The following is a 13,240-nucleotide window of genomic DNA, read 5'->3' on the forward strand; positions in this document are numbered from 1 at the left end:
ATTATTTCGGTCAAATCTGGAATCGTTCTACTTTGGTAGTGATGATGAACCCACTGGTGATCCGCTTGCGCAGTTCTTTCAGGGTGTGCAGCACTTTTTCTTCTTCATCGATGAAGGTGATCATGATAGGCGGTTCATCGAAGCTGAAGATGCTGTCAGGGCGTTTCATCTGATGATGTTCCCCAAATCCGATCACTCCACGAAAAGCAGTAGCGCCGGCTACCTTTTGCTTGAGCAGAAACTGTACGATGTATTCGTACAGGGGCTGGGAGCCATGAACTTCATCTTTATCTATATAGATCTGTGCTTGTAACATTGTGGTTAAGGGTTTTATTAGTATCCGAAACTTAAACCTTTCAGCTGCATCACACCTTTGATCACCACATTTTCGCCATTCTGAAGGCCATTATATACTGAAACGCGGTCACCTATCTGCAGACCGGTGCTCACCTGTTTTCTTACGAAAGTGGTAGGTGTTGTTTTTACGAACACATAGTTCTGACCTTCGGCAGTGATGAGGGCATCTCTTGTTACATTGATGGTGCCTGTACCTGTTTTGTTAGCACCAGTAACGGTGAAGTTTACCATCGCAAACATACCCGCCCGGATCTCTGAATCCGGGGCTGAGAGCCGGATACGCAGTTTCACCATGCGGGTAACGTTGTCGACAACATCGGCGATGGCCTCTACTTTCCCGGCAAGTGGTTTATCGGGAAATGAGGATAGTATAACAGTGCAGGCAGTTCCTTTAGTTACGTTGATCAATTGTGTTTCAGGGATGTCGCAGATCACGAAGGCATTGCCAGGAGCGGTAGTGCGGAGGATTTCAGGATCGAAGCCTCCTGCTTTCAGACCTGATTCGTGTTCTACCAGCTGTGCTTTTTCGTTTGCCAGGTTGGTTTGTTCCATTGCCAGGCTGGATTTAGCTTCCAGCAGATCTTTGCCGGAGGCGGCACCGTGATCGTAGAGGTCCTGTGTACGGTCCAGTTCTATTTTACGTTGCTTGATATTGATCTCTTCGATATGATTGACATTGATCTTGTGTTGTACCAGTTGAGTATAATCACTTTCCAGGTCTGGATTATCGAACAACACAACGTTTTGCGTACCTTCCTGGGAGCGGACTACAGTTGCTGCTACCTTGCCGGGAGCGTGCAGGGTACCACTCAGGGCAGAGTCACCTACAGGTTCGGTGGTGAAGAAGTTGGCCGAAGCAGTATCCGGGAAGGTGATCTGCTGTCCATTGTTGGTAATGGCAGGACCGGGATCGTCCGTCACTTCTTTTTTGTGTTCTTTCTGACCACATCCTGCCAGCAGGAGGGAGGCCACTAAAAAATATCCGGTAATGCGTTGCATAATTATAATTGGTTTATAAGGCCCGTAGCGAATAAGAGTTGAATATAGCTTTGATAGTAAGATTGCAGTCCATCGTAGTACAGCAGCCGGGTATCGTACCAGTTACGCTGTGCATCCAGGAAGTCAATGATGGTGGTGCCACCGCGGAGGTAAGCATACTTTACATTGTCGAGGATCTGTTGAGACTGGGAGAGGATGCCGCTGAACTTAGCCAGGTTTTGTTTTTGCAGCTGGTAAGTATTGTAAGCGGTGGTTACTTCTGTCTGAATCGTGCGCTGGGTGGTATTCAGTTCCTGGTTTGCCTGTTGTGCCTGAATGTATGCTTTTTTGATCTCACCCTGGTTCCTGTTAAAGAAAGGAAGATCGATGGCCGCATAGAAGCCGATGTAAGGCACAGAGTTCTGCGGGTTGTAGATGATACCTAACTGAGGTTGCGGTACAGCGAGTGTTTTCTGGTATTTCACATTGCTGTTGCGCTCGTCGATGGCGCTTTTGACAAGGGTGACGTCTGAGCGGTTGTCCATAGTCTGGGCAATGAGGCTGTCCAGTGTAGCGCCGGGGGCAAGTGTCTGTACATCGCTCAGGGTATCGATATCCACACTGGAAGGGATACCGGTGAGGAGGCGCAGGTTTTGTAACTCATTCATGTAATCCTGCTGGAATACGCTGAGTTGTAGGTTGTACTGATCCTGTAACACCTTTGTACGGGCGAGGTCAGTTTGAGTGATCACCTGGTTTTTGTAGCGCAGTTCATTGATCTTAACGAGGGTATCGAGGTTGCCTTTGCTGTCCTGCAGGAGGGCGAGCCGCTTTTTGAGCACCCAGCAGGTGATCCAGCTGTTACCGACGTTGAGAGAGAGGTTGCGTACGTTTTCCTGGTATTCATTGTCCGCCACTGTAACATCCTTTGAGGCTGTTTCAATTTTGTACTTACGCTGGTTGGGCCACTGAATAGGTTTCGTGAGCTGATACCATACCTGTCGGTTTGAGTTGGAAGACCAACGGGTATTGGGGGCGAAGTGAGCAGAATTGGCCAGTTGTAAGGTCTGGTTATTCAGGTTGGGATTAGGCCGGAGTTTGGCTGTAGTGACATCGGCTTGTGCGGCGGCGATGTTCATGTACTGGGCCTTAAGCACCGGGCTGTTAGTTCTGGCGGTATCGATAGCCGCTGCCAGGGTGAAGTTGGTTTGGGCGACAGCAACTAAGTGTATACATGTGAGTACACTGGTTACTACAGCCAATAGGAAGAGCTTCTTCATGTGATGCTGTTTGTCCGCATTTTATTAGTCAATAATTGCAAATTTCAATAATGGGGGGAATGGTTTAAAGACGGGCGGTTGATTTTAACCCGTTTTTAATGAAATTATTAAAAAGGGAATAACAGAATTTTTAGGGTAAATGTTTGGTGGGAGTGGGATTGGTAATGTTGGGGGGAGGGGGAGGAGCTTAAAAATGGAATAGGGGAGGGTTACCTTTTTTGAGGGGAAATTGGCTGATCTATGAGATTTGCCGGATCTAAGAGATTTGCCTTCGGCAAATCTCTTAGATCCGGGGGGATTTTTTTCGGCGGCTGAAGGCCGCCGAAAAAAATGGGCTGCACGAACTCACTGGCGGCCGAAAACAATTTATTTATTGGGAGATCGTCATTTGCTGGATGATGTTTTCAACTTCTGCCTCGGTGGCGCGTAACCTGGTCTGGCAAAAAGTGATCAGTTCTGAAGCCCGCTTTACTCTTGCTGCGAGCACATCCACAGAAACGGATTCCGTTTCTATTTCCCTGGCTATCTGTTGCAGCTCTTTATAAGCCGCTTCATATGTTAGATTCGTTTCCATCTGAGTTAATTGTATGAATAGTGGCCTGTACGGAGGCATCTACCATTTGTACGGTGATGTCTTCTCCTGATTGCAAGGCGGTGGCATTTGTAATCAGTTTGCCCTGGTAGTATACCAGTGCAAACCCTTTTTGTAATAAGGTCGTTGGGCTCATGAGGCGTACGACCGTTTCGTGGTGTTGCAGCTTTTGCTGCTGCTGTTGCAGCAATTTACGGCTGAAGCTATGTATGTTTTGCCGGAGGAAGGACAGGTCCTGTAGTCTCGAAGCCGTTAATTGTTTAGGTTTGGATAATACCTGTGCTGACAGTTGTATCATCCCGTTTCGTTGTTTTAATAACAGGTGGCGGGCTTGCTGTGGTATTAACTGGTTATACCTGATCAGGCTTTCTTTTTGCCGGATCACTACGTCCCTGCTTCTGTTGATAATTGCATTGTTGAGGGCAGACAATTGTTGTTGTTTGCCAGCGACGGATTGCTGGAGCCGGATGATCAGTTGTTTTTGGATACTGATCAGGGCATCTTCAAACTGCCTGTTATGAGCGATGATCAGTTCTGCCGCGCGGGTAGGGGTTTTGGTGGCAGTATGGGCCATCATATCCGTGATGGTTTCATTTTTATGGTGGCCGATACCGGTGATGACGGGGATAGGAAATCCTGCCACTGCCTTACCCAGCTGGTACTGATCGAAGAGTAATAAATCTGTTTGTGCACCGCCGCCTCTGATAATGACTACTGCATCGTAGTGTTTTCCTGCATCTTCGACTGCCTGGAGTTGTGCACATACCTGTGCGGCATTGGCTTCGCCCTGAACGGTCGTGAAATAATTATCCGTATGGAAAATATACCCGTGGGCGTTGGCCTGGAGGGTGTGCATGAAATCCTGGTAGCCGGCAGAAGAAGGGGAGGAGATGACGGCGATCTTTTGCATGACAGCGCTGAGGGGGAGTTTTTTATTGCGGGTCAGGTAGCCTTCGGGTACTAGTTGCACAATATCTCCACACTCGGTGACGAGGCGCTGTAGGGTAGCTTGTTTTTGTTGTTCCAGTTGTCCGATGGTGAAGCTGGGGTCTATATCCAGCATGGACAGTTTGAGGCCGTATACGGCGTGGTATTCGACCTGTACCTGTAGCAGTACATGCATATCATTGCCAAAACGCTGACCGGTGGTGGCTTCGAAATCCCTGATCCGCAGGCTGCCGTTTCCCCATGCAGTAGCGGAGATTTTGGCGGTGAGCTGGTGGGTACGGGGATCTTTTTCGACCAGGTCAAAGTAATGGTAGCCTTTGGCAGGGTAGAAGGAGTGGCTGGTGATGTCGGCCACGATCCAGCTACTTTGACGGGAGAAGGCGTTTTTGATGGTGCCCTGGATGTGGGCGGCCAGTTGTGATAACGTTATGTATTGTTGCGTACTCAAAGTGAGGACAAAGGTAGTAAACAAAAACGACTGCCTGGAAAGGCAGTCGTTTATAATAATTCCACGTTATGAAAACAAATCCATAAAAAGCTTCAGGCGGCTTTTTATTGTTAGGACAATATTAGGAAGATGGTTACTTAAATCAGTTAATGGCTAGTTAAAGTATTCAGCATTAACATATTATTTACGAGCGGCGGGCGCGGCTGTGGTGGTAGGTATAGGCGAGCGGCTATTTTTTGTTTGGGGAGTTTGTTGTATGGGAGGGGTAAAAAAAATCGCTTTTACCTTCGGCAAAAGCGATTTTTTTGGCGGCGTTTGTTGGCCAGCGGCCGGCTGAAAGAATGAAGCGTATTAAGCGCAACCGGAATGCTTAGGGTTGAATGCTGGCTGCTTGAGCTTCAATGCTGGCTGCTTAAATTAGTGTTGTAAGAAATAAGTCGAGGCTTTCTTCTTTAGGTAAGTTTAGTTTTTGTTTTAAGCGGTAGCGTGCCATTCTGATACTCTTCGCTTCTACTGCCAGGCGGGAGGCAATCTCTTTGTTGGTGAGCCCCATTCTTATGTAGGAGCAATATTTTAGATCTAATCTTGTGAGGTTCTCTTTTGCTTTTTGCTGTAAGCGATTGAAGAACTCGGGATCTATTTCTTTGAAATCAGCTTTTGCTGCTTCGAATTCTTCATCCATTTTCCGGCTATCAGTGATGATGCGATCCATTTGTCGTAAGAGCGGATCTGTGCCGGATATGGTGGTGATCTTTTTCTGTAAGGATTGCAGCAATTCATTCTTTTCTTCTACCTGCAGGGCGCCTGCCAGCAACTCTTTTTGTAATCGTTCCTGTCTTTCCTGCATGAGCAGTTGTTCTGTTTCTAATCTCGCTCTTTCTTCTGCTTCCAATTTCAATTGCAATTGTGCATCATGTTTTTCCAGTTCTAACAATTGCTGATTTTGTAAGCTGGCTCTTAGACGGAAATGATATGATCTGAAGAAGAAGATCAGGATCAGTACAGCAGCGATAGCTAAAGAAATGTAGAAAAAATTCAATTCCTTATTGAAGGATGCTTTCTGTTGTAATAGCTGTAATTCCTTATCTTTTTTCTCCGCTTCGTATTGTGCGCCTAAGCGTTTTGCGGTAGACAATCTTTCATTGTCAAAAGCCTGTTGGTAGTAATCAATGTATTGTTTGTAATACTTTAAAGCCTTTGCCGTGTTGCCTTGTTTCTCCGCCACATTTGCGAGTGCCTGCATGATATGTGACTTTACCTGTGCACCACCTGCGGGATAACTTTCTACTGTGTAAAATGCGGTTAGTAATAAATTTTCCGCCTCTTTCAGATTGCCATCGTGTACTGCAATATCACTTAGCATACCATAGCAATTGGCCAGTATTTCCTGCTGCTCCGTGGCCTTTGCATATTCAGTGGCCATGTACAGGTAATGCATGATACTATCCTTTTGCTCCGGCCAGTTTTCTGCAAACATATTGGCGGTGTTCAGCGATAATAGAGCGGGTGCACTCCGGGTTACCAATCTTCCATTCTCCGCTTTAATGATGAGCAATGCCATTCTGTTGCAATACAATGCTGAGTCAAGCAGGTATTTGGTGGTATCATTCATCTTCGACCTGTATTTGTATTCCAGGTAGGTGCCCAATGCCTGGTATCCATTCACCAGGTCATCCGGCTTTTGGGTTTGCATGGCGGTGGAGAGAGATAGCCTTGCATATTTTTCCTGTGCATCCAGGTCATTCCAGTCACCGTAGGTGGCTGCAGTGAAGTAATAGATTGCCGGCTCACAGGTTAATTTCTTTTGTCCATCCAATATCCGCAATGCTTCGAAGAAATAGTGGGTCGCGCTGTCTTCCTGCTGTTCTATGATATGGAGCCATCCTTTGCGGTAATATGCTAATCCCAGTGCCTGTTTATCGCCCGATTTACGTGCGAGATATAAGGCGCTATCCATGGCTTTTGTAGCTAATGAAAAGCTGTCATCGAGCGCATATTGCTGTGTGAGATTGCTGAATATATTAGCCCTGTATTTCAGGTCTTTGAGGCCTGTGCTCATGGCCAGCGCCTGCTGATTGAGTACGATGGCCGCTTTCATGTCTTTATTCCCGGTAATCCGCGCCATCAACATGGTGCTGGTTACCCGGTCTTCCAGCGGTAAGTCCTTGCGGGACAATAAGTTTTGTAGTGAATCAATGAGGATTGACTGTGCATAAGCTGGCATTTGCAGACACAGTGATACAATCAATAGGATATGGTATATTCTTTTTTGGGTCATTTAGCAAAAATAATGAGTATTCGCGAGTATTTTTACTCAACTGACCACTCTCCTTTCCCCAATCTGTTGTCTCCACATGGCGTAGTATAATCCTTTGAGTGTCAATAGGTGGTCATGTGTGCCTGTCTCTACGATCTTCCCTTTTTCAAGTACATAGATGGTATCTGCATGCATAATTGTGGATAACCTGTGTGCGATGAGTATGTTCAACTGCTCTCTGCTGGCCGATATAGACCTGACTGTTTCAGTAATTGCTTCTTCTGTCAGCGAGTCCAGTGCCGATGTAGCTTCGTCAAAAATCAATAACCGGGGGTGCCGGATCAATGACCGGGCGATGGAAATACGTTGTTTTTCCCCACCTGATAGTTTTAGTCCTCCTTCACCCAGCAAGGTATTGAGGCCTTGTGAAGAGCGTGTGAGCAAGGGCGTTGCAGCTGCCTTGTGCAGGGCTTCGATCATTTCTTCTTCCGTTGCATCGGGTTTTACAAACAATAAATTGTCTCTGAATGTCCCTGCAAATAACTGTGTCTCCTGCGATACAAATCCAATCTGTCTACGCAGCTGGTTGTAATGAATTTCATCTGATGCCACCTCGTTGAAATAGATATGACCGGATACGGGCTGATAAAGTCCGAGTAATAGTTTCACCAGCGTTGATTTACCAGATCCTGAAGGGCCTACAAAGGCAATGGTTTCCCCCAGTTGGGCGTCAAAACTGATATCATCCAGGGCATTCTGTTCTGCTGTCTGGTGGCGGAATACAATGTGATCAAAGCGGATATTTTCCAGTGGTCCTAAAGAGACTGGTGTGTCAGGTTTATCTTCCACAGGTTTCTGCATGAGCTGATCAAATAACAGTAAGGAGCCTTCTGCTTCCCGGTAAAAGAGAATAATATTTCCCAACTCCTGTAACGGTCCGAAGATTGTAGCGGATATAAATTGCATGGCAATCAGTTCACCCGTACTCAATACTTTATGAAAGATGAGCCAGAGTAAAATGAAGAGAATAGATTGCCGGAGGATGTTTAGTGTAGTACCTTGCAGGAATGAAAGTGTTCTGACCTGTTTTACTTTTTTCATTTCCAGATCGAAAATGTTCTTTGTAAACGTTCTCAATCTTCTGATCTCAGGAAAGGTAAGCCCAAGGCTCTTAACGAGCTCAATGTTGCGCAATGATTCTGTGATGGAACCAGAAAGTTTTAAGGTTTCTTTGTTGATGCTGCGCTGAATTTTTTTCATCTTTCTGCTCAGTGCACTTGTCAGTGTACCTAACACACCCACCCCTACGAAAAACACAGGTACCAGCATCCAGTTTTTGTGCAGGGCATACCATGTGAGCACACCTACACCTACTACTGTTGAAAACAGGATGTTGATAAACGCGTTGAAAAACCGTTCAGTATCGTTTCTTACTTTTTGTAATAGTACAACCGTCTCACCGCTCCGTTGTTCTTCAAATTCCTGGAAAGAGAGGCGTAGTGTTTGTTTCAGGCCATCGTTGAAGATCTGCATACCAAAGCGCTGTACGATGAGGCGCATGACAAAGTCCTGCAGAGAACGGGCTAACCTGGCAACCATGGCTATTGAAATAGCGATGATCAGCCAGAACAGCACACCTTTGATTAAAACGGTTTCCGTTCTGTCTCCGGGGTGCAAAGCATAATTGTCGATAATTTTACCAAAGATAATGGGGTCATACATGGTGGCCACCTGGGCGATGCCTGCCAGCACCAGCGAAAGCAAGATCATCCAGCGATGAGGGCGCATGTATTGCCAGAAAATTTTCATGCGAATACAAGCGGCAAAAATTACACCACGATGTTAATTTTTCAGGCTGGCTGGCAATATGCCATGCACTTTGCGGAAAGCGGCAGTAGAAATGCAGAGGGGGTGGCAGGCCTGAATGAATACAAAGATATAGAACCGGATCACCTGCTGACAGGCAACCCTGCTTTAAAAGGGAAAGTACTTGAATTAGTAAATGCCTGCCCTTATTTCTAATAATATTATTTTAACCATTCTATGCCCTAACCTGTCATAACTTAATAATATAATTTATCATATTACAGTAGTAACCAATATTTTGTGAAGCCCCTTGTGTGGTAAATAAAAAGCTGTATATTTAATATCATATTGGCTTTAGTATCATTATATATTAAGCAATATAGAACTGGAACCCCGGCCGCCAACAGCATTCCCATGAAAAACTATGGCCACAACCAGGGGGACCAAAGCACTAAAGAACCCTATTCGTATGGAAAGAAGAAATTTTTTAAAGCAGGCATTGATCACTGTAGCAGGCAGTGCAGTCTTGCCCGGCACTGTGAAAAGCATGGCATTATGGGAAGAACAACCTCCGTTTATTATCGATGCTAAGAATCCTGGAAAATTCTTTGAACCACACTGGAACAAAGGGGTTGGTGCCGGCAGGGCCAATGATGCTTCCAGACCCGTTTGGGGGGACCAACTTTCGGTGGCGGCCAAAGCCTGTGGCTTTAAGTATGCTCGTTTCACAGGCATTTTTCACGATGACATGGGGGTGTATAACGGGGGGCTGTATAACTGGACCCTGGTAGACGACCTGCTTGATAAAACACTCAAAGCGGGGGTAAAGCCATTTATTGCATTCAGCTTCTTTCCAAAAGATATCGCTGGCAGCGATGCGACCCAGTTCAGCTGGAATGCAAGGGTGGTGCCACCTACAGATTTTACAAAATGGAATGACCTGGTGACAGAATTTACCAAACACATTGTGGGCAAGTATGGTGAAGAGGAAGTGAATAAATGGTATTTCGAAACATGGAATGAACCGGATCTGCGTACATTCTGGGATGGAACCAAAACACAATATTTTACTTTATACAAAACAACTGTAACCGCTATGAAGGCGGTAGCGCCCAAAGTTAAAGTGGGTGGGCCTGCTACCAGCGGGCTCTCTGGCGATACCCAGGGTGCATGGCTGGATGAATTCCTGGGCTATTGCAGACAGGAGCAACTGGCCGTTGATTTCGTGACAGCGCATCCATATCCTTCAGACAGTGCAGGTAAGCCCCGGGAATTAGGTGCTACGGCAAAGGATCTGACAGCGTTGCGTAATACGGTGAGCAGAAATTTTCCACAGGCAGAAATCTTTGTGACCAGGTGGAGCACCAGCCCTATACCTTCTGATGCTGTGCGTGACGATTTGCCTGCAGCAGCTTTTATCGTGAAAGAGAATGTGGATGCGGTGGGATTAGTGAATGGGGTGTTCTATAGTTCATTCATAGACGGACCTGAAGAGCTCAAAGATATTTTCCATGGTGGTCAGGGTTTGATGAATGCCAGTGGTATTGCAAAACCAGCATTCCATGCTTATCGTATGTTAAATGCGTTGGGCGAAGAGTTGTTATATAATAAAGATGGCATTGTCGTGACCCGTCATAAAGATTCAAAGAAGATCAGCGCCATTCTTTATAATATTCCTGTGACAGTGACAACCGGCGTATCTGGAGGAGATAGGGCAGCAGTGACTGCACTGATGTCAAAGGGAGAGACAAAATTGTATTCATTCAAGATTCAAAATATGCATCCTGATGCCCGTTTCAATGTGGATATCTTGTCAAAAGAAGATGGCAATGCCATCTTTCAATGGGCGAAGGCCGGTAGTCCGGAGCCATTGAACAGAGACCAGGTAGAAGTAATGAAACAGGTAGCCAATGGGTTGAATGAAGAACAGGTTTTATCCAGTGCAACCGGTGTGTTGTATATAGAGAAGAACCTGGCGCCCTGGGATGTGGTGTTGATTGATGAATTGTCTAAATAGATAAAGGTCAGTCTTTATTTCGTGCGAAAAATGAAGGCGGCTTTTTGATATTGTTGACGTTCATCCTTTTTATATTGTCATTTTGACAATATGGGTTATTTTTATACGCATATCCATGCGTTATGAAAAAACTATTTCTGCTACTCAGCAGTCTGTTCGCCTTACAAACCTTTGCCCAGCAATCTGGTCTCAAACTCTGGTATCGTCAACCAGCCGGAAATGTATGGACAGCTGCCTTACCTGTCGGCAATGGTCGTCTGGGTGGAATGGTCTATGGCAATTCTGCTCATGAAATCATTCAGCTCAACGAATCTACTGTATGGACAGGCAGTCCGAACAACAACGACAACCCCGATGCTTTGGCTGCATTGCCAGTCATCAGGCGATTGATTTTTGAAGGTAAGCAAAAAGAAGCACAGGACCTTGCCGCTGAAAAAATGCAATGCAAAACCAGCAGTGGGCAAATGTTTCAGCCAGTGGGCAATCTGAATTTAACCTTTCCCGGTCATGACCAGTTTACCGGTTATTACAGGGAGCTGGATCTGAACCGTGCTGTAGCTACTACACGTTATACCGTAAATGGTGTGACCTATACCCGCGAAGTCTTTGCCAGCGTACCAGCGCAGGCGATTGTCGTACAACTGAGCAGCAGTAAGGCAGGTAGTCTGTCATTCAGTGCATACTTATCCACATTACAGCCAAATGCACCTGTCAAAGCAGGGGGCGATACCCTGACTATTCATGGTATTACCAACAGTCATGAAGGCGTAGAAGGAAAGGTCGTGTTCCATGGGATCTCAAAGATTGTGACCAATGGAACACTCACAGCGAATGATACGGCGATAACAGTCAGCGGCGCAACGACGGCGTTGATCTATATCTCTATTGCGACCGCCTATATCAACTACAATGATATAGGCGGGGATGCGGTAGCGAAAGCCGGTGCTTATCTGAAACAAGCCAGTACAAAAGGATTTCCGGCATTATTGCAGGAGCATGTAGCAGCTTATCAACATTATTTTAGCAGGGTCTCAATTGACCTGGGTACATCGGCAGCGGCGAAAGAGCCGACGGATGTAAGGTTGAAAAACTTTGCGCATACTTACGATCCGCAATTTGTAGCATTGTATTTCCAGTTTGGACGTTATCTGCTCATTTCCTGTTCACAACCCGGTGGACAACCTGCTAATCTGCAGGGCATCTGGAATGCGGAAATGCGGCCGCCATGGGACAGCAAGTACACGATCAATATCAATACTGAAATGAATTACTGGCCGGCAGAAAAAGATAATCTGCCGGAGATGCATACGCCATTGATTCAAATGGTGAAGGAACTGTCTGTCACAGGGCAGCATACTGCGCGGACTATGTATGGTGCGCGGGGATGGGTAGCGCATCATAACACTGATCTGTGGAGGATTACAGGGCCTGTAGACAGAATATTCTGGGGGGTGTGGAGTATGGGAGGAGCGTGGTTGAGTCAGCACCTCTGGGATCGTTATTTATACAATGGTGATACTGCTTATTTGCGGGATGTATATCCTGCGATAAAGGGCGCCGCTTTGTTTTTTGTAGATGACCTGGTAGAGGATCCAGTGCATCACTGGCTGGTGATCAATCCTGGTACTTCGCCTGAGAATGCGCCGAAGATCAGACCGGGTGTATCTTTTGATGCAGGGTGTACGATGGATAACCAGATTGTATTTGATGCATTGAGTGCAGCGATCCGTGCTGCGCATATTTTGAAACTGGATACTGCTTTTACTGATACTTTACAGCTGGTGAGAAGTAAGCTGCCCCCTATGCAGGTGGGGCAGTATGGCCAGTTGCAGGAATGGATGGAAGACCTGGATAATCCGGAGGATCATCACAGGCATATTTCTCATTTATATGGGTTGTTTCCTGCTGCCCAGATCTCTCCTTACAGACATCCTGAATTATATAGTGCCGCAAATACTACTTTGCTGGAAAGGGGAGACGTATCCACCGGTTGGAGTATGGGCTGGAAGGTAAACTGGTGGGCGAGATTACAGAATAGTGAGCATGCATTGCAACTGATCAGAAACCAGTTGTCACCCGTAGGAGAGCATGGTGGTGGTACCTATACCAACCTGTTTGATGCGCATGCACCTTTCCAGATTGACGGCAATTTTGGTTGCACCTCAGGTATAACGGAAATGCTGATGCAGAGCCATGATGGGGCGATACAGTTATTGCCAGCATTGCCGGCGGAGTGGAAGCAGGGCCATGTGAATGGATTGAGGGCGAGAGGTGGATTTACCATTACAGCGTTGGAGTGGAAAGATGGGAAAGTGGTGAAGCTGAAGATATTGTCAACATTAGGTGGTAATTGCCGGATCCGTGTGCCGAATGCTTTGAAGGGAAAGGGTTTGGTGACAGCGAATGGGGAAAACCTGAATCCTTTTTACGAGGTAGTGGAGATTGCACAGCCGATTGTAAAAGATGCCAGGAAGGTTTCGTCTATGCAGATTTCAACTACACAACTATATGATTTGCCGACACAAAAGGGCAAAACGTATGTACTCACAAATTAATT

10 protein-coding genes are annotated in these 13,240 nt (G+C 46.2%); 3 read left to right on the plus strand and 7 right to left on the minus strand.

All coding sequences use genetic code 11. The features are described 5' to 3' along the window. Positions 1 to 10 precede the first annotated feature (10 nt). From BW716_RS00775 to BW716_RS00805, 7 genes are all read right to left on the minus strand, one after another. Positions 11 to 316 carry a DUF190 domain-containing protein gene (locus BW716_RS00775; protein WP_083720190.1) on the minus strand — a complete coding sequence of 102 codons (306 nt, stop codon included), beginning with the start codon at positions 314 to 316 and terminating at the stop codon, positions 11 to 13. Between the two features lie 17 nt (positions 317 to 333). Beyond that, on the minus strand, positions 334 to 1,356 hold the full coding sequence (locus BW716_RS00780) for an efflux RND transporter periplasmic adaptor subunit (protein ID WP_083720191.1): 1,023 nt from the start codon (positions 1,354 to 1,356) through the stop codon (positions 334 to 336). Positions 1,357 to 1,358: 2 nt separating this feature from the next. Further along, positions 1,359 to 2,615: a TolC family protein gene (locus BW716_RS00785; protein ID WP_083720192.1), complete on the minus strand. Its 1,257-nt coding sequence runs from the start codon at positions 2,613 to 2,615 to the stop codon at positions 1,359 to 1,361. Positions 2,616 to 2,985: 370 nt separating this feature from the next. Further along, entirely contained in the window at positions 2,986 to 3,189 is a 204-nt protein-coding gene (gene xseB, locus BW716_RS00790; RefSeq protein ID WP_083720193.1) for an exodeoxyribonuclease VII small subunit, read from the minus strand. Beyond that, positions 3,167 to 4,603 carry an exodeoxyribonuclease VII large subunit gene (gene xseA, locus BW716_RS00795; protein WP_083720194.1) on the minus strand — a complete coding sequence of 479 codons (1,437 nt, stop codon included), beginning with the start codon at positions 4,601 to 4,603 and terminating at the stop codon, positions 3,167 to 3,169. Before xseA ends, xseB begins: the two co-directional genes overlap by 23 nt. 412 nt (positions 4,604 to 5,015) lie before the next feature. Continuing rightward, positions 5,016 to 6,881: a LuxR C-terminal-related transcriptional regulator gene (locus BW716_RS00800; protein ID WP_083720195.1), complete on the minus strand. Its 1,866-nt coding sequence runs from the start codon at positions 6,879 to 6,881 to the stop codon at positions 5,016 to 5,018. Between the two features lie 36 nt (positions 6,882 to 6,917). Further along, on the minus strand, positions 6,918 to 8,669 hold the full coding sequence (locus BW716_RS00805; RefSeq protein ID WP_083720196.1) for an ABC transporter ATP-binding protein: 1,752 nt from the start codon (positions 8,667 to 8,669) through the stop codon (positions 6,918 to 6,920). Between the two features lie 30 nt (positions 8,670 to 8,699). On the opposite strand from BW716_RS00805, the gene BW716_RS00810 reads away from it, so the two are divergent. The 3 genes from BW716_RS00810 (at position 8,700) to BW716_RS00820 (ending at position 13,238) form a co-directional block, all read left to right on the plus strand. Next, a complete protein-coding gene (locus tag BW716_RS00810; RefSeq protein WP_083720197.1) occupies positions 8,700 to 8,882 on the plus strand; it encodes a hypothetical protein in 183 nt (60 codons plus the stop codon). A gap of 253 nt (positions 8,883 to 9,135) precedes the next feature. Continuing rightward, on the plus strand, positions 9,136 to 10,683 hold the full coding sequence (locus BW716_RS00815; RefSeq protein WP_179090949.1) for a glycosyl hydrolase: 1,548 nt from the start codon (positions 9,136 to 9,138) through the stop codon (positions 10,681 to 10,683). A gap of 122 nt (positions 10,684 to 10,805) precedes the next feature. Continuing rightward, positions 10,806 to 13,238 (plus strand): glycoside hydrolase N-terminal domain-containing protein, encoded by a 2,433-nt coding sequence (locus BW716_RS00820; protein ID WP_083720199.1) that lies wholly within the window; start codon positions 10,806 to 10,808, stop codon positions 13,236 to 13,238. Positions 13,239 to 13,240: the final 2 nt, after the last annotated feature.

It is taken from the genome of [Flexibacter] sp. ATCC 35208, from assembly GCF_001975825.1.
In the GTDB taxonomy this organism is placed as follows: domain Bacteria; phylum Bacteroidota; class Bacteroidia; order Chitinophagales; family Chitinophagaceae; genus Chitinophaga.

Coding starts and splice junctions, on each gene's coding strand:
- BW716_RS00775 (WP_083720190.1), bottom strand. CDS start 316: ATGTTACAAGCACAGATCTATATAGATAAAGATGAAGTTCATGGCTCC.
- BW716_RS00780 (WP_083720191.1), bottom strand. CDS start 1,356: ATGCAACGCATTACCGGATATTTTTTAGTGGCCTCCCTCCTGCTGGCA.
- BW716_RS00785 (WP_083720192.1), bottom strand. CDS start 2,615: ATGAAGAAGCTCTTCCTATTGGCTGTAGTAACCAGTGTACTCACATGT.
- xseB (WP_083720193.1), bottom strand. CDS start 3,189: ATGGAAACGAATCTAACATATGAAGCGGCTTATAAAGAGCTGCAACAG.
- BW716_RS00800 (WP_083720195.1), bottom strand. CDS start 6,881: ATGACCCAAAAAAGAATATACCATATCCTATTGATTGTATCACTGTGT.
- BW716_RS00805 (WP_083720196.1), bottom strand. CDS start 8,669: ATGAAAATTTTCTGGCAATACATGCGCCCTCATCGCTGGATGATCTTG.
- BW716_RS00810 (WP_083720197.1), top strand. CDS start 8,700: ATGTTAATTTTTCAGGCTGGCTGGCAATATGCCATGCACTTTGCGGAA.
- BW716_RS00815 (WP_179090949.1), top strand. CDS start 9,136: ATGGAAAGAAGAAATTTTTTAAAGCAGGCATTGATCACTGTAGCAGGC.
- BW716_RS00820 (WP_083720199.1), top strand. CDS start 10,806: ATGAAAAAACTATTTCTGCTACTCAGCAGTCTGTTCGCCTTACAAACC.